The organism is Delftia lacustris (assembly GCF_040267515.1).
Lineage (GTDB): Bacteria > Pseudomonadota > Gammaproteobacteria > Burkholderiales > Burkholderiaceae_C > Comamonas > Comamonas tsuruhatensis.
Map to the genome: position 1 here is coordinate 1,609,259 of NZ_CP141274.1, position 17,179 is coordinate 1,626,437.

The following is a 17,179-nucleotide window of genomic DNA, read 5'->3' on the forward strand; positions in this document are numbered from 1 at the left end:
GTAGGCCCCTGCACGGGCGTGGCGCCGCCCAGGTCGATAGAATCTTCGCTTCCTGCCTGCGCCGGGGGGCGATGCCGCCCGCCGCCTGCGCTGCCTGCACAGCCCCATCGAAGATCGCGTCCTCACATGTCTGCCAATCAACCAACGTCCGCCTCGCACAACCAGCTCGATACCAAGGCCCAGGCCTGGTCCGCTCTCTTCGAAGAGCCGATGAGCGATCTGGTCAAGCGCTATACCTCCAGCGTGTTCTTCGACAAGCGCCTGTGGCAGGCCGACATCACGGGCAGCCTGGCGCATGCCGAGATGCTGGCGGCCCAGGGCATCATCGCCGCCGCCGACCATGAAGCCATCCGCAAGGGCATGGCGCAGATCACGCAGGAAATCGAATCCGGCCAGTTCGAGTGGAAGCTCGACCTGGAAGACGTGCACCTGAACATCGAGGCCCGCCTGACCCAGCTGGTGGGCGACGCTGGCAAGCGCCTGCACACGGGCCGCAGCCGCAACGACCAGGTGGCCACCGACGTGCGCCTGTGGCTGCGCGGCGAGATCGACCTCATCGAAGGCCTGCTGGGCGAGCTGCAGCTGTCCCTGGTCGAAGTGGCCGAGAAGAACGTGGACGTGATCCTGCCCGGCTTCACCCACCTGCAGGTGGCCCAGCCCGTGAGCTTTGCCCACCACCTGCTGGCCTATGTGGAAATGTTCAAGCGCGACGCCGAGCGCATGCTGGACCTGCGCCGCCGCGTCAACGTGCTGCCGCTGGGCAGCGCCGCCCTGGCCGGCACCACCTACCCGCTGGACCGCGAGCGCGTGGCCCGCACCCTGGGCATGGAAGGCGTCTGCCAGAACTCGCTGGACGGCGTCAGCGACCGCGACTTCGCCATCGAATTCACCTCGGCCGCCAGCCTGTGCATGGTGCACGTGAGCCGCCTGTCCGAAGAGCTGATCATCTGGATGAGCCAGAACTTCGGCTTCATCCGCATCGCCGACCGCTTCACCACGGGCTCGTCGATCATGCCGCAGAAGAAGAACCCCGACGTGCCCGAACTGGCGCGCGGCAAGACCGGCCGCGTGGTCGGCCACCTGATGGGCCTGATCACCCTGATGAAGGGCCAGCCCCTGGCCTACAACAAGGACAACCAGGAAGACAAGGAGCCGCTGTTCGACACGGTGGACACCCTGAAGGACACGCTGCGCATCTTCGCCGAGATGATCGGCGGCCAGGCCGACCCGGCCACGGGCGGCAAGAAGGGCGGCATCACCGTCAACGCCGAAGCCATGCGCGCCGCCGCGCTCAAGGGCTACGCCACGGCCACCGACCTGGCCGACTACCTGGTCAAGAAGGGCCTGCCCTTCCGCGACGCGCACGAGACCGTGGCCCATGCCGTCAAGCTGGCCTCGCAAAAGGGCGTGGACCTGACCGAGCTGCCGCTGGCCGAACTGCAGGCCTTCAACCCCGGCATCGAGGCCGATGTCTTCGAGGCGCTCAGCCTGGAAGGCTCGCTCAATGCGCGCAACACCCTGGGCGGCACGGCGCCGGCCCAGGTGCGCAAGCAGCTGGCAGGCCACCAGGCGCGCTTGAATGCACGCCTGAACGCGCGCCTGGGCTGATCCCCCCGTTCGCCGGAGCCACGCCATGACATCCTCCCGCCGCCAACTGCTGACGGGGGCGCTGCGCGCCGCCGGCGCAGTGACCGCCGTTGCCGCCTCGTCCGCCCTGGCCCCGCTGGCCTGGGCCCAGCCGGGGCAGGCCATTCGCATCCTCGTGGGCTTTCCGCCGGGCGGCGGCACCGATGCCATCGCGCGCCTGCTGGCCGACCGGCTCAAGGACGTGCTGGGCACCACGGTGCTGGTGGACAACCGCCCCGGCGCGGGCGGCCAGATCGCGGCGCAGCAGCTCAAGGCGGCTGCGGCCGATGGCCACACGCTGTTCCTCACGCATGACCACACCATCTCCATCCTGCCCCAGGTGGTGAAGAAGCCGGGCTTCGACCCGGCCCATGACTTCGTTCCCGTGGCCGGCTTTGCCACCTTCGTGAACGCGCTGGCGGTCTCCGCCAGCACGCCGGCGCGCAACCTTGCCGAGTATGTGGAGTGGGTGCGCCAGGGCGCAAAGCGCGGCAGCATAGGCATACCCGCGCCCGCGTCCACGCCGGAATTCCTGGTCAGGCTGCTGGGCGAGCACTACAGGCTGGACCTGGTGGCCGCGCCCTACCGGGGCAGCGCGCCCATGCTGGCCGACATGCTGGGCAACCAGATCCCGGCCGGCATCGCCTCGGTGCAGGACTTCATGGAAAACCACAAGGCCGGCAAGCTGCGCGTGATCGGCGTGCTGGGCACGCGCCGCCAGGCCACCATGCCCGAAGTGCCCACGCTGGCCGAGCAGGGCGTCAAGGGCTTCGAGGACACGCCCTACTACGGCATCTACGCGCCGCGCGGCACGCCCCAGGCCTTCATCGACCGCTTCTCCGCCGCCGTGGCCACCGTGCTCAAGCAGCCCGATGTGCACGAGCAGCTCACCGCCCTGGGCCTGACCGTGGGCCACATGCCGCCCGCGCAACTGGCCGAGCGCGAGCAGGCCTATACCCAGGTCTGGAAACGCATCATCCAGACCAGCGGCTTCCAGCCGCAGTAAGACAGGCGGACTGCGGGGCGACAGCCTCCGCGACCGGCAGGCGCTGTGAACCGGCAAGCGCTGTGTTTTGGTACGGCCATCGCCGGAGCTGACGGTGCAGTGGGTGGCGCGAATCCTTGTGATCGGACATATATGACGCCCTTGTGCGCCGATGTCTTACAGATGGATACACCGCAGACCCGGTTCCGGGCACCTGCAGCAGGGCCTGCAGCGGATGCGGCCCGGTATCATCCCGCGCAGTGGTTTTCAGCCGCAGCGGATGCGGCCCTGCATTCGGCGCATGCGGGCGGCGGGCATCTGCCTCGTTGCAGCCCTTGCCGCCGAGCCCTGCCGCAGCGCAGGGCTTTTCATTTGCAGCCTGTGCACCGTGCACGGCGCGCGCCGCAGCGCTGAAAGCCTGCTCATTCCAAGAAAACACCGGGCCATCTGAGCCCGACAGAAGGGATTGCCATGGGGGTGCTTCGCACGACAGCGATCAAGGGGTTCCAGAGTCCGCCGGCGCACGGCCGGGCCTGGGGCCGGTGGGGTTTGGGCCTGCTGCTGGGATCGGCGGCGCTGGCGGCGCAGGCCGTGGGCGTGCGCCAGTTCAGCCCGCAGGGAGAGGTGGCCAAGGTCGAGCAGGTGGTGGTGCAGTTCGATGGCACGGCCGTGCGCTTTGGCGACCCCAAGGCCGCCGCGCCGGTCACGCTCAGCTGCAGCGATGCGGCGGCCACCCAGGGCACGGGCCGCTGGAACAGCGACCGCGAATGGGTGTTCGACTTCAAGCAGGCCCTGCCGCCCGGCGTGCGCTGCACGGCCCAGCTCGTGGCCGGCTACAAGTCGCCTGCGGGCACGGCCGTGACGGGCGCTGCCAGCTACCAGTTCCAGACCGGCGGCCCGGCCGTGCTGGACATGGCACCCGACACCTATGAACAGATCGACGAGGAGCAGTACTTCGCGCTGCGCCTGTCGGGCCCGGCCACCGTGCAAAGCCTGCAGCAGCACATGTGGTGCACGGCCGAAGGCGTGGGCGAGCGCATTCCCGTGCGCCTGATCGAAGGCAAGGAGCGCGACGAGCTGCTCAAGCACCGCGGCTGGGACAAGGCCGCTGCCAAGAACCCGCTGCAGTACGCCACGCTGGCCTGCAACCGCCGCCTGACGGCGGGCACGACCATGAAGCTGGTCTTCGGCGCCGGCATTGCCACGCCCAACGGCGTGGCCAGCCGCCAGGACAAGCGCTTCGAGTACCGCGTGCGCGAGCCCTTCGCCGCCGAGTTCAGCTGCGAGCGCGAGAACGCCCAGGCCGCCTGCCTGCCGATCCGTCCCATGCGCCTGCGCTTCAATGCCCCCGTGCCGCGCAAGCTGGCCGAGGGCATTCGCCTGAGCAGCGGCGCCTCCAAGGTGGCGCCCGTGATCGACAGCGAATACGGCGAAAAGCTCAGCGAGGATTCGCTGGTGCAGAACCTGAGCTTCCCGGCCACCATGCAGGCCCAGGCGCGCTACACGGTGGAGCTGCCTCCGCAGTTCAAGGACGCGGCAGGCCGCAGCCTGAGCAATGCCGACATGTTCCCGCTGCAGGTGGCCACGGGCGCGCTGCCGCCGCTGGCCAAGTTCGCGGCCTCGCCCTTCGGCATCGTCGAGCGCTACGCCGAAGGCCCGGACGGCCCGGCCCTGCTGCCCGTGACGCTGCGCAATGTGGAGTCCGAGCTGGCCACCAGGTCCCTGGATGCCAGCCGCGTGAGCACCAAGCAGCCCGGCAGCGATGCCGAGATCATCGCCTGGATGCGCCGCGTGGCCGACTACGAGTCCTCCGACATGGACCGCAAGCGCGCCTCGCGCGACATCAAGGGCCCGCTGCCGCCCGTGATCGACAACGAAAACCGCGACTATGTGCAGACGCGCATGCTGTCGCTGCTGGCCGGCCAGGGCGACGTCAAGACGCTGGAGCTGCCCAAGCCCGTCAAGGGCGATCCGCGCCCCTTCGAGGTGGTGGGCATTCCGCTCACGCCGGGCTTTCACGTGGTCGAGATCGCCTCGCCGCTGCTGGGCCAGTCGCTGCTCGATGAGCGCTACGGCTCGGCGCGCAGCATGTATGTGCGCACCTCGGCCCTGGTGACCAACCTGTCCGTGCACTTCAAGCTCGGCCGCGAGAACGCGGCCGCCTGGGTGACCACGCTGGACAAGGGCCAGGCCGTGGCCAATGCCAAGATCCAGGTCTCCGACTGCAATGGCAAGGTGCTGACCTCGGCCACCACCGACGCCAGTGGCGTGGCGCGCCTGGACGGCCTGTCGCCCGAGCCGCCCCAGTGCACGGGCGGTGTCGGCTACCGCTCGCCGGCCTACTTCGTCAGCGCACGCGCCCAGGGCAAGGACGGCCAGCAGGAGCTGGCCTTCACCTGGAGCGACTGGCAGCGCGGCATCGAGTCCTGGCGCTTCAACGTGCCCACCAGCCGCAGCGCCCAGCGCGACGAGGTGGCCCACACCATCTTCGACCGCACGCTGCTGCGCGCCGGCGAGACCGTGTCCATGAAGCACCTGATGCGCACCCAGACCGGCATCGGCCAGGGGCAGGGCGGCTTTGCGCTGCCCGAGCAGCGGCCCACGCAACTGGTCATCACCCATGAAGGCAGCGGCCAGCAGTACACGCAGCCGCTGCAGTGGCGTTCCACGGGCACGGGCGGCCTGAGTGCGGAAAACAGCTTCTCCGTGCCCAAGGGCGCCAAGCTCGGCTCGTATTCCGTGGAGCTGCGCGGCGATGGCAACGGCTCGCGCGGGCGCAACAACCGCTTCGGCACGGGCAGTTTCCGTGTCGAGGAATTCCGCCTGCCCGTGCTCGAAGGCCGTGTGGGCCCCGAAGGCAAGCAGGCCCTGGTCGGCGTCTCCAGCCTGCCGGTGCAGGTGCAGGTGAACTACGTCTCCGGCGGCCCGGCCGCCAACCTGCCGGTGCGCGTGTCCGCCCTGGTGCGTTCCACCTGGATGGACCGCAGCGACTGGCAGGGCTTCAGCTTCTCGGCACCGCGCAGCGCCCAGGACACGGGCCAGAGCGATGACGAGGAGGCCACGGCCTCCCAGGACAGCAAGGTGGTGGCCGACAAGCTGCCCGTGACGCTGGACCGTGAAGGACTGGGCAAGCTCAAGATCGAGAACCTGCCCAAGCTGCGCGAGCCGCGCGAGCTGCTGATCGAGGCCACCTATGCCGACCCCAATGGCGAGGTGCAGACCCTGCGCAGCACGCAGATGCTGTGGCCCGCGGCCATCGTGGCCGGCGTGCGCGCCGAAAGCTGGATCACCACGGGCCGCAAGCTGCAGTTCCAGGCGCTGGCGCTGGGCGTGGACGGCAAGCCCCAGGCCGGCGTGCCGGTCAAGGTGGAGGCCATCTCCCGCGTCACCACCAGCAGCCGCAAGCGCCTGGTGGGGGGCTTTTACAGCTACGACAACCAGACCGCGCTCCAATCCATGGGCACGGTGTGCACGGGCAACAGCGATGCCCAGGGCATGGTGCAGTGCGAGGCCCAGCTGTCGCAGCCCGGCGAGGTCGAGCTGATCGTCACCGCCTCCGACAAGGACGGCCGGCCCGCCCAGGCCGCCTCCAGCGTCTGGGTCACGCGCCAGGGCGAGCTGTGGTTCGGCGGCGAGGACCATGACCGCATGGACGTGCTGCCCGAAAAGCGCAGCTACGAGCCCGGCGAGACCGCGCGCTTCCAGGTGCGCATGCCCTTCCGCTATGCGACGGCCCTGGTCGCCGTGGAGCGCGAAGGCATCGTCAGCACCCAGGTCATGCAGCTCAATGGCCAGAACCCCACCGTGGAGCTGAAGGTCCAGCCCGACTGGGGGCCCAACGTCTACGTGAGCGTGCTGGCCCTGCGCGGGCGGCTGCGCGAGGTGCCCTGGTACAGCTTCTTCACCTGGGGCTTCAAGGCGCCGCGCGAGTGGTGGAATGCCTTCTGGCACGAGGGCAAGGAATACATCGCGCCCACGGCCCTGGTCGATCTGTCCAAGCCCGCCTACCGCCTGGGCATGGCCGAGATCCGCGTGGGCACCAAGGCCCACCGCATCGACGTCAAGGTCACGGCCGACCAGGCCAGCTACCAGGTGCGCGGCACCGCCAAGGTCACCATCAGCGCCACGCTGCCCGACGGCAAGCCCGCCGCTGGCGCCGAGGTGGCGCTGGCGGTCGTGGACCAGGCCCTGCTGGAGCTCATGCCCAACACCAGCTGGCAGCTGGCCGACGCCATGCTGCGCCGCCGCGAGTGGGGCGTGCAGACCTCGACCGCGCAGATGGAGGTGATCGGCAGGCGCCACTACGGCCGCAAGGCCGTGGCCGCTGGCGGCGGCGGTGGCCGCAGCCAGACGCGCGAGCTGTTCGAGACGCTGCTGCTGTGGAATCCGAGCGTGGTGCTCGATGCCCAGGGCAAGGCCCAGGTCAGCGTGCCACTGAACGACTCGCTGACCACCTTCCAGGTGGTGGCGGTGGCCGACCATGGCGTGTCGATGTTCGGCACGGGCCAGGCGCCCATCCGCACGGCCCAGGACCTGCAGATCATCAGCGGCCTGCCGCCGCTGGTGCGCGAGGAGGACCAGTTCCGTGCCATGGTCACGCTGCGCAACACCTCGGCCAAGGCCATGAAGGTGCAGGTCACGCCGCGTGCCACGCTGCTGGAGCTGGCAGCGCAGACCGTGGAGATTCCCGCGGGCGAGGCGCGCGAGGTGGCCTGGAACGTCACGGCGCCGGCCCAGCTGGGCCAGACGCGCGCCGAGGCGCTGATCTGGGAGATCGAGGCCCGCGACACCGCAGGCGGTGACAAGCCGGCCAGCGACAGGCTGAAGGTCAGCCAGCGCATCATCCCGGCCGTGCCGCTCACGGTGCAGCAGGGCACGCTGATGCAGGTCGATGGCAGCATCAACCTGCCCGTGCAGCTGCCGGCCGATGCACTGTCCGGCCGCGGCGGCCTGCGCATGTCGCTGGCGCCCAAGCTGGCCGAAGGCCTGCCGGGCGTGCGCGACTGGTGGGCGCGCTATCCCTACAGCTGCCTGGAGCAGGTCACCAGCAAGGCCGTGGGCATGAGCGACGCCACGCTGTGGCAGTCCACGATGGGCCAACTGCCCAGCTACCTGGACGGCGACGGCCTGGCCAGCTACTTCCCGCTGGCGGGCGACGGTTCAGGCCGTGCGGCCCGCGGCAGCGATACGCTGACGGCCCACCTGCTCAACCTCTCGGCACTGGCACAGGGCGTGGACAAGCGCTTCGTGCTGCCGGCGGCCGAGCGCGAGCGCATGGAAAACGGCCTGATCGCCTTCGTCGAAGGCCGCATCCAGCGCAGCTTCTGGAGCCCGCGCAAGGACCTGGACATGCGCAAGCTGGCCGCCATCCAGGCGCTGGCGCTGACGGGCCGCGCCAATCCGCGCATGCTCGACAGCATCACCATCGCGCCCAACGACTGGCCCACGCATGCCGTCATCGACTGGGTGGCCCTGCTCAAGCACATGCGCGAGCTGCCCCAGCGCGAACAGCAGCTGGCCCAGGCCCAGCAGATCCTGCGCGCCCGCCTGAGCTACCAGGGCACGCGCGTGGCCTTCAGCAACGAGCAGGACGACCAGTGGTGGTGGCTGATGCAGGGCCCCGAGGTCAACCTGGCCCGCCTGATGCTGGTCAACATGGACGACCCGACGTGGAAGGAAGAGCTGCCGCGCCTGGCCAACGGCTTCATCTCGCGCCAGAGCAACGGTGCCTGGGGCACGACCACGGCCAACCTGTGGGGAGCGCTGGCACTGCAGCGCTTCTCGCAGCAGTTCGAGGCCACGCCCGTGACGGGCGCCACCCAGGCGGCTTTGGGCGCGTCCCAGGCCCGCGTGGAGTGGAGCCAGGTCACGCGCATGCGCGCCAGCGACAGCGAGGGCGCGGCGCACCAGGCGTCCAGCTTCGGCGCGACCACGGTGGTCGGCGGCCTGCGCAACAACACCATGTTCCTGCCCTGGAGCGCGGTGGGCGAGGCCCGCAAGGGCCAGCTGACGGTGACCCAGCAGGGCACCGGCAAGCCCTGGCTCACGCTGCAGTCTGTGGCGGCCGTGCAGTTGAAGGCGCCGTTCAGCGCCGGCTACACCGTCACGCGCACGGTCAAGCCCGTGGAGCAGGCCGACAAGAGCCTGCCCGCAGGCCAGTACTCGCGCGGCGACGTGCTGCGCGTCACGCTGGAGGTGCAGGCCCGCACCGACATGACCTGGGTGGCCATCACCGACCCCGTGCCCACGGGCGCCACCATCCTGGGCGGCGGTCTGGGGCGCGACTCGGAGATCGCCTCGGGCGGCGAGCGCGCAGAAGGCGCGGGCTGGCTGGCCTATGAGGAGCGCAGCTTCGAGGCCTACCGCGCCTACTACCAGTACCTGCCCAAGGGCAATACGCGCGTGGAGTACACCGTGCGGCTGAACAATGCCGGCGACTTCGCGCTGCCGCCCACGCGGGTGGAGGCGCTGTATGCGCCCGAGATGTTCGGCGAGGTTCCCAACGCCCGCATCAAGGTGGGCGACAAGCGCTGATGCAGCGTTGATGGCGCCCTGACAAGGGGGCGGCCCTGCGGCCTATGATGGCTGCAGGACCGCCCCCTTTTTTCATCACCCTCCGCTCCATGGCACAAGTCATCCTCTCCCCGGTTCCCGCGGGCAGCGCCCTGCAGGACCGCCTCAAGACCGCCTATTTCCACGACAGCTACCAGCTGCAATTGCCGGACGACGGCAGCAGCCCCATGGCGCTGTACCTGCGCTGCGTGGGCCGCACGCCGGGCTGGATCGACTTTCTGATGCGCCTGCGCAACCGTGTGGTGGCGCCCTTCGGCATCAAGGACCTGGGCACGCTCAGCGGCGTCGATGCGCAGCGCGCCGCATCCAGCTACCGCGTGGGCGACCGCGCCGGCATCTTCCGCATCCATGCGCTGAGCGATGGCGAGGTGGTGCTGGGCGACAGCGACCGGCACCTGGACGTGCAGGTCTCCCTCATGCGGCTGCCCGGCCCCGAGGGCGCGCCGTCCGCCACCTTCACCGCCGCCATGTCCACCGTGGTCCATGTGCACAATGCCCTGGGCCGTATCTACATGCTGGGCGTGGCGCCGGCCCACCGCGTCATCGCCCCGGCCGTGGTGGCCAAGCTGGCCGGCTGACCTGGCCTGAAGGCATCACGTCAGCAAAACGGAAGCCTTCAGGGCCTGCGTCCGACGCGGGCAGACGCGAAGAGTCACGATACTTGCGGCCTTTGCCCGGCGGACATACCCCGAGCAGGGAACGCGGCCCGCCCCACAAGGGCAAGGCCGCCACCATTGCGAATCGGTTCCCGGGCACAACATTGATCACAAGAGAGAGAGGGTCTATGCCAGACATGAACACCGATCCCCGCACGGCGCCACCGGCAGCTCCGCCACCGGATGCGCCGCAGGCGGCCACGCCATCGCCTGCAGAGCCTGCACCGCGCATCACGTTCTCGGGCCCCGTCGTCATTCCTTCCCTGCTGGTGCTGGGCCTGCTGCTGCTGTACTGCGGCTTCATGCCCGACAGTGCCGACCGGCTGTTCTCCAGCGCCCAGGCCTGGGTGGTGGGGCACATGGACTGGTTCTATGCCGTCTCGGTCACGCTGTTCCTGGTCTTTCTGATCTTCGTCGCGTCCAGCCGCTTCGGCGACATCCGCCTGGGTCCCGATGATGCGGAGCCCGAGTTCAGCTTCATCTCCTGGACCGCCATGCTGTTCGCCGCCGGCATGGGCATCGGCCTGATGTACTTCGGCGTGGGCGAGCCGCTGCAGCACTTCCTCAAGCCGCCCACGGCCGTGCCTTCCACGCCGGCCGCCGCACGCGAGGCGCTGCAGTCCACCTTCTTCCACTGGGGCTTCCATGCCTGGGCCGTCTACGGGACCATGGGCCTGGTGCTGGCCTACTTCGGCTTTCGCTACAACCTGCCGCTGACCATGCGCTCGGGCCTGTACCCGCTGCTGGGCAAGCGCATCAACGGCCCCATCGGCCACAGCGTGGATGCCTTCGCGCTGGTGGGCACCATCGCGGGTATCGCCACCACGCTGGGCTACGGCGCGCTGCAGCTGGCCGCCGGCCTGCACACCCTCACGGGCTGGGATACCTCTGCGGCGGCTTTCCGCATCGCGGTCATCGTCATCGTGGTCTGCCTGGCCGGGCTGTCTGCCGTCTCGGGCCTGGACAAAGGGGTGCGGCGCCTGAGCGAGTTCAACCTCATGCTGGCCTTCATCCTGCTGGCCTTCGTCATCGTCGCCGGGCCCACGGTCTTCCTGTTCGAGGCGCTGAGCGAGAACATCGGCAACTACGTGTCTGGCCTGGTGCAGCTGTCGTTCCGCACCTTTGCCTACGAGCCGCCCAGCCAGGAAGGCTGGTTCGGCGGCTGGACCATCCTCTACTGGGCCTGGTGGATCTCCTGGTCGCCCTTCGTGGGCATGTTCATCGCACGCATCTCGCGCGGGCGCACCATCCGCCAGTTCGTGACCGGCGTGCTGCTGGTGCCCACGGCCTTCAACCTGCTGTGGATGACGGCCTTCGGCAACAGCGCCATCTGGATAGACACCCACGTGGCCATGGGCGCGTTGGGGCAGACGGCCTCGAACGTGGATGCGCTGCTGTTCCGCTTCTTCGAGTACCTGCCCTGGTTCAAGCCCGTGGCCTGGCTCACCATCGTGCTCATCGCGGTGTTCTTCGTCACCTCGGCGGACTCCGGGGCCTTCGTGGTGGACAACATCGCCTCGCGCGGCCATGCGCGTTCGCCGGTCTGGCAGCGGCTGTTCTGGGCTGCCGTGCTGGGCGCGACAGCCATGGTGCTGATGCTGGCCGGCGGCCTCAAGGCGCTGCAGGCCATGACCCTGGTGGCGGCCCTGCCGGTGGCCGTCATCATGCTGGCGCTGTGCTACGGGCTGTGGCGCGGCCTGCTGGCCGACCGCGCGCACTTCTCGCCCGACCTGGCTCCGGCCACCAGCTTCTGGAGCGGCCAGCACTGGCGCAAGCGCCTGGAGCAGATCGTGCACCAGCCCTCGCGCGCCGATGTGCGCAGGTTCCTGGCCGGCGTGGTGCTGCCCGCCATGAACGAGGTGGCAGCCGAAATGCACAAGCGCGGCGTCGAGGCGGTGGTCACCGAGGACCTGGACGGCGAGGGCGCCGTGCGCCTGACCGTGCCCGATCCCTCGCTGCGCGACTTCGTCTACGGCGTGCGCGCCACGCGCCGCACGGTGCCCACCTTCCTGGTGAGCGAGGCGGCCAACGAGCAGGAGCGCCGCCATGTCTACGAGCCCATCACGTTCTTCGAGAACGGCCGCCTGGGCCACGACATCCAGTACCTGCGCAGCGAGGAAGTCATCGCCGACATCCTGCGCCACTACGAGCGCTACCTGTCGCTGAGCGCCGACCAGCGCACGCATCTGCTGAACCGGGCGCCGGGCCACAGCTGAGCCGTGCCTGGCAGCGCCGCCGTCGCGGCACCCCGGGCCTTTGGGTAAACACCGGGGTGCCAGCCGGCGGCCGCCTGCGGATACTGGGCGCTGCCATGCAGCTCGAATACTCTACCCATTCGCAGGAGCCACGCCATCGTTTCGACTACTGGCACGAGGTGGTCTGCCGCCACTGCATCCCTGCCGACAGCCACCGCGCGCAGGGGGACGCCGCAGGTCCCGGCGGCTTCGGGGCCACGCTGTCCGTGCGGTCCCTGGGACTGCTGGAGATCAGTGCCATGTCGGCGCCCAGCCACCGCTGGGTGCGCAACGCAGCCCACCTGCGCCTGCATGCCCGCGATGAGCTGTGGCTGGGCTATCTGCTCCAGGGCCAGGCCGAGGTGCGCCAGGGCGGGCAAGTGGCCCGGCTGAGTGCGGGCAATCTGGTGCTTTATGACGCTGCGCAGCCTTTCGAATTCTCGGTGGCGCCCCGCGATATCCTGCTGATGCGCATTCCGCGCAGCGAATTGTTGAATCGCTTTGCCCGTGCACCCTTGCACGCGGGCCGGGCGCTGCATGGCCATGCCCCGGCCGTGGCGCCGCTGCGGGCCATGCTCGGCGAGGCCATGGCCATGCCGCCTGCGCCGCACGGTGATGCCTTGGCGCAGCGCTTCGGCATGGCGCTGCTCGACGTGCTGGCCCTGGCGCTGGAGATGCAGGAAATGGCCGTGCAGCCCCGCGCGGAAAGGGACCTGCATGGCCGCATCCAGGCGTTCATCCAGGACAACCTGGGCTCGCCCGAGCTGTCGCTGCAATGGCTGGCGCAGCAGCACAACGTCTCGCCGCGTACCGTGACGCGGGCCTTTGCGCGGCACAACCAGACGCCCATGGGCCTGGTATGGCAGCTGCGGTTGCAGGCCAGCCGCCAGGCCCTGATGCAGGGGCGCTGCTCCAGCGTGACCGAGGCGGCCTTCGCGCATGGGTTCTCCGATGCGGCGCACTTCAGCCGAGCCTTTCGCAAGGCGTTCGGCTGCACGCCCCGCAGCCTGCTGGCCGCCTGAGCAAGGTCGCTGACCCTCCCGAACAAGCGTGGGTGCCGCCGGCTCCCTAGCATGGGGCTGCCGCGCGTCCCGTGCGGCTTTTCCAGTGCAACAACGGTGGCGCCCCGGAGCCGGGCGCCGGGAGACATGCCATGAACGACAGCGAACTGCACCATCTCGAACTGCTGGAGGTGGGGCGCGAGATCCAGTCCCGCCGCATTTCGTCGGAAGAGGTGACCCGCCACATGCTGGCGCGCATCGAGGCCGTGGACGCGCGGCTGCACAGCTACGTGACGGTGATGGCGCAGCAGGCGCTGGAGGACGCCCGCCGCGCCGACGCCGAGATCGCGCAGGGCCGCCGCCGCGGTGCGCTGCACGGCGTGCCGCTGGCGCTCAAGGACCTGCTGTGGACCCGGGGCGTCCCCACCACGCATGGAATGACGCTGCACCGCGACCATCGCCCCACGGAAGATGCCACCGTGGTGCGCAGGCTGCGCGAGGCCGGCGCCGTCATCCTGGGCAAGCTGCAGCAGACCGAAGGCGCCTTCGCCGACCACCATCCCGAGATCACTGCCCCCGTCAACCCCTGGGGCGCCCAGCTATGGCCCGGGGCCTCGTCCAGCGGCTCGGGCGTGGCCACGGCGGCGGGGCTGTGCTTCGGATCGCTGGGCACGGACACCGGGGGCTCCATCCGCTTTCCATCGGCCGCCAACGGCATCACGGGGCTCAAGCCCACCTGGGGCAGGGTGAGCCGCCACGGCGCCTTCGAATTGGCGGCGTCCCTGGACCACATAGGCCCGATGGCGCGCAGTGCCGCCGATGCCGCAGCCATGCTCGCGGCCATCGCCGGGGCGGACCCGCTGGACCCTACGGCCAGCCAGTGCAGCGTGCCCGACTATCTGGCCATGATGACGCGCGGATTCTCCGGCCTGCGCCTGGGCATGGACCGGCAATGGGCACTGGACGGCGTGGATGCCCCCTCCCGCCAGGCGGTGGAGCAGGCCCTGGTGGTGGCGCAGCGCCTGGGTGCCAGCGTGCAGGAGGTCCGCTTTCCTGATGCCACCCAGGCGGTGGAGGACTGGCCGGCGCTGTGCGCGGTGGAGACCGCCGTGGCGCACGGCGCCACGTTCCCTGCACGGCGCGAGGCCTATGGCCCCGGGCTCGCCGGGCTGATCGACCTGGGGCTGGGCCTGTCCGCCACCGACTACCAGCGGCTGCTGCTGCGCCGCGCGGACTTCACGGGCCGGGTACGCGCACTCTTCGCGCAGGTGGACCTGCTGCTGGTCCCCGCCACGGCCTTTGCGGCCCCCACGCTGCAGCGCATGGCGCATTTCGGCTCCGATGCCGAGCTGTTCTCGGGCATGCTGCGCTACACCTGCCCGTTCGACCTGACGGGCAGCCCCACGATCACGCTGCCCGGCGGACGCACTCCCGAGGGCGCGCCCGTGGCCTTCCAGTTCGTGGCCCCCGACTTCCGCGAAGACCTGCTGGTGCGCGCGGGCTGGGCGTTCCAGCAGGCCACGGACTGGCACAGACGGCACCCTGCTGCCTGAGCCGCCTGAGCCGCCTGAGCCGCCAGTCCGGTGGCGCGACACGGGCCTGTCACACAGCCTTCCTAGACTGGCGTGATGTCCTTGATCGAGATGGAAGGTGTCGCCAAGTCCTGGGGCGGCACCACGGCACTGCAGGCGCTGGATCTGCGCATTGAACCCGGATCCTTTTGCGTGCTGCTCGGTCCCTCGGGCTGCGGCAAGTCCACTACGCTGCGCATCATCGCGGGCCTGGAAAGCGCCACCTCGGGCCGCGTGCGCATCGATGGGCAGGATGTCACCCAACTGCCGCCCGCACGGCGCGGCATTGCCATGGTGTTCCAGAACTACGCGCTGTTCCCGCACCTGACGGTGGCGCAGAACATCGGCTTCGGCCTGTCCGTGCGCAAGGTCCCGGCGGCCGAGGCGCGCCGGCGCATCGACGAGGCCGCCGCGCTGCTGGGCCTGGACGCGCTGCTGGCGCGCCGGCCCGGCCAGCTGTCGGGCGGCCAGCAGCAGCGCGTGGCGCTGGGCCGCGCCCTGGTGGCCCGCGCCCGGGTCTGCCTGATGGATGAGCCGCTGTCCAACCTCGACGCCCAGCTGCGCCAGGAAATGCGCACCGAGCTGCGCGAGCTGCAGCGGCGCCTGGGGCTGACCGTGGTCTATGTCACGCACGACCAGGCCGAGGCCATGGGCATGGCCGACCAGGTGGTGCTGCTCAGCCAGGGGCGCGTGGAGCAGTGCGCCGCGCCCCAGGAGATCTACCGCCGGCCCGCCACCACCTTTGCCGCGCGCTTCATCGGCACGCCGGCCATGAACATCGCGCGCCTCGACGGCCTGCACATCGCGGGCAGCCATGCCAGCGCCGCGCCCGCCGGCCTGCAGCAGCCGGGCCAGGCGCGCTGGCTGGGCGTCAGGCCCGAGGACATGCGCCTGTCGCTCCATGGCGATGTCGGCAGCGGCCCCGTGGTCGCTGCCGACATCGAAAGCCTCGAATACCTGGGCGCCGACCTGGTGCTGCGCTGCCGCGTGGGCAGCGAACAACTGATGGTGCGCACCGCTGGCAGCCAGCTCGGCGGCCTGCAGCCGGGCCAGCTCGTGGGCCTGCGCTGGGCGCGCGAGGCCACGCATTTCTTTGACGAACAGGGGCGGCGCTGCACGGCCTGAGGCCGTGGCACCGCTCCTATCTTCCTCTGCAGTTCCACCGTTTCAGCCGTTCCGGCTTTCGCACCCGAAGCACCTTCCAGGAGAGTCCGCCATGCAACGCCATGCCTTCCTCAAAACCCTTGCAGCCGCTGCCGCCCTGGCCGCCACGGGCCTGCTGCACACCGCCAGCGCGCAGACGCCGCTGGAGGTGCCGTTCTACTTTCCCGTGGCCGTGGGCGGCCCCATCACCAAGGTGATCGACGGCTATGCGGCCGAGTTCAACAAGGCCCATCCGCAGTACCGGATCACGCCCGTCTATGCGGGCACCTACCAGGAGACCATCGTCAAGGCGCTGACGGCCCACAAGTCGGGCAAGCCGCCGGCCACCTCGGTGCTGCTGTCCACCGACATGTTCACGCTGATCGACGAGGACGCCATCGCCCCCATCGACGACTTCGTGAAGACCGATGCCGACCGGGCCTGGCTCAAGGGCTTCTACCCGGCCTTCATGGCCAACAGCCAGGCGGGCGGCAAGACCTGGGGCGTGCCCTTCCAGCGTTCCACCGTGGTCATGTACTACAACAAGGAAGCCTTCAAGGAAGCCGGCCTGGACCCGAACAAGGCGCCGCAGAACTGGAAGGAACTCAAGGAAGCCGCCCACAGGCTGACGAAGAAGGACGCCAGCGGCAAGGTCGTGCAGTACGGCATCCAGATCCCGTCCACCGGCTTTGCCTACTGGATGCTGCAGACGCTGACCACGCCCAATGACGTGCTGCTGGCCAACGAGGCCGGCACCCAGGTCACGCTGGACAGCCCCAAGGTAGTGGAGGCGCTGGACTACTGGGTGGGCCTGGTCAAGGAAGGCGTGCACCCGGCCGGCGTGGTGGAGTGGGGCACGACGCCCAAGGACTTCATGGAAAAGAAGGCCGCCATCATCGTCACCACCACGGGCAACCTGACCAATATCCGTGCCAATGCTAAATTCGACTTCGGCGTGGGCCAGATCGCAGGCAATGTGCGCAAGGGCTCGCCCACGGGCGGCGGCAACTTCTACCTGTTCAAGAAGGCCCCCCGGGAGCAGCAGGAGGCGGCCTTCCAGTTCATGAAGTGGGTCACCCAGCCCCCGCTGGCCGCGCAGTGGAGCATGGACAGCGGCTACGTTGCCGTCTCGCCCGCCGCCTATGACACGCCCGCGCTCAAGAAGTACGGCCAGGACTTCCCGCAGGCCCTGGTGGCGCGCGACCAGCTGCCGGTATCGGTGGCCGAGTTCTCCACGCATGAGAACCAGCGCGTGACCAAGGTGCTCAACGACGCCGTGCAGGCCGCCCTCAACGGCAGCAAGACCTCGGCCCAGGCCCTGCAGGATGCGCAAAAGGAAGCAGACCGCATCCTGCGCCGCTACAAGTGATGGCTTCGCGCCGTTGACCGC

At 69.6% G+C, this 17,179-nt stretch carries 9 protein-coding genes; all 9 read left to right on the top strand.

Annotated elements, in window-relative coordinates; all coding sequences use genetic code 11:
• Positions 1–126 precede the first annotated feature (126 nt).
• Complete coding sequence (gene argH / locus U6958_RS08765; protein WP_016445811.1) at positions 127–1,608, top strand: argininosuccinate lyase; 1,482 nt, start codon at positions 127–129, stop codon at positions 1,606–1,608.
• A 25-nt stretch (positions 1,609–1,633) separates the two neighbouring features.
• Positions 1,634–2,632 (top strand): Bug family tripartite tricarboxylate transporter substrate binding protein, encoded by a 999-nt coding sequence (locus U6958_RS08770; RefSeq protein WP_016451125.1) that lies wholly within the window; start codon positions 1,634–1,636, stop codon positions 2,630–2,632.
• A gap of 450 nt (positions 2,633–3,082) precedes the next feature.
• On the top strand, positions 3,083–9,145 hold the full coding sequence (locus tag U6958_RS08775; RefSeq protein WP_074921075.1) for an alpha-2-macroglobulin: 6,063 nt from the start codon (positions 3,083–3,085) through the stop codon (positions 9,143–9,145).
• Between the two features lie 89 nt (positions 9,146–9,234).
• Entirely contained in the window at positions 9,235–9,762 is a 528-nt protein-coding gene (locus tag U6958_RS08780) for a DUF2867 domain-containing protein (protein ID WP_016451129.1), read from the top strand.
• A 206-nt stretch (positions 9,763–9,968) separates the two neighbouring features.
• A complete protein-coding gene (locus U6958_RS08785; protein ID WP_074921074.1) occupies positions 9,969–12,056 on the top strand; it encodes a BCCT family transporter in 2,088 nt (695 codons plus the stop codon).
• Between the two features lie 95 nt (positions 12,057–12,151).
• Positions 12,152–13,096, top strand: coding sequence for a helix-turn-helix domain-containing protein (locus U6958_RS08790; RefSeq protein ID WP_074921073.1), 945 nt, complete (start codon positions 12,152–12,154; stop codon positions 13,094–13,096).
• A gap of 131 nt (positions 13,097–13,227) precedes the next feature.
• Complete coding sequence (locus U6958_RS08795) at positions 13,228–14,628, top strand: amidase (protein ID WP_074921072.1); 1,401 nt, start codon at positions 13,228–13,230, stop codon at positions 14,626–14,628.
• Between the two features lie 75 nt (positions 14,629–14,703).
• Complete coding sequence (locus tag U6958_RS08800) at positions 14,704–15,771, top strand: ABC transporter ATP-binding protein (RefSeq protein WP_047217398.1); 1,068 nt, start codon at positions 14,704–14,706, stop codon at positions 15,769–15,771.
• A 91-nt stretch (positions 15,772–15,862) separates the two neighbouring features.
• Positions 15,863–17,158, top strand: coding sequence for an ABC transporter substrate-binding protein (locus U6958_RS08805; RefSeq protein ID WP_046239644.1), 1,296 nt, complete (start codon positions 15,863–15,865; stop codon positions 17,156–17,158).
• Positions 17,159–17,179 lie beyond the last annotated feature (21 nt).

What these genes read in the sequence shown, in the direction of transcription:
- argH (WP_016445811.1), top strand. Translation starts at nt 127, where the DNA reads ATGTCTGCCAATCAACCAACGTCCGCCTCGCACAACCAGCTCGATACC.
- U6958_RS08770 (WP_016451125.1), top strand. Translation starts at nt 1,634, where the DNA reads ATGACATCCTCCCGCCGCCAACTGCTGACGGGGGCGCTGCGCGCCGCC.
- U6958_RS08775 (WP_074921075.1), top strand. Translation starts at nt 3,083, where the DNA reads ATGGGGGTGCTTCGCACGACAGCGATCAAGGGGTTCCAGAGTCCGCCG.
- U6958_RS08780 (WP_016451129.1), top strand. Translation starts at nt 9,235, where the DNA reads ATGGCACAAGTCATCCTCTCCCCGGTTCCCGCGGGCAGCGCCCTGCAG.
- U6958_RS08785 (WP_074921074.1), top strand. Translation starts at nt 9,969, where the DNA reads ATGCCAGACATGAACACCGATCCCCGCACGGCGCCACCGGCAGCTCCG.
- U6958_RS08790 (WP_074921073.1), top strand. Translation starts at nt 12,152, where the DNA reads ATGCAGCTCGAATACTCTACCCATTCGCAGGAGCCACGCCATCGTTTC.
- U6958_RS08795 (WP_074921072.1), top strand. Translation starts at nt 13,228, where the DNA reads ATGAACGACAGCGAACTGCACCATCTCGAACTGCTGGAGGTGGGGCGC.
- U6958_RS08800 (WP_047217398.1), top strand. Translation starts at nt 14,704, where the DNA reads ATGTCCTTGATCGAGATGGAAGGTGTCGCCAAGTCCTGGGGCGGCACC.
- U6958_RS08805 (WP_046239644.1), top strand. Translation starts at nt 15,863, where the DNA reads ATGCAACGCCATGCCTTCCTCAAAACCCTTGCAGCCGCTGCCGCCCTG.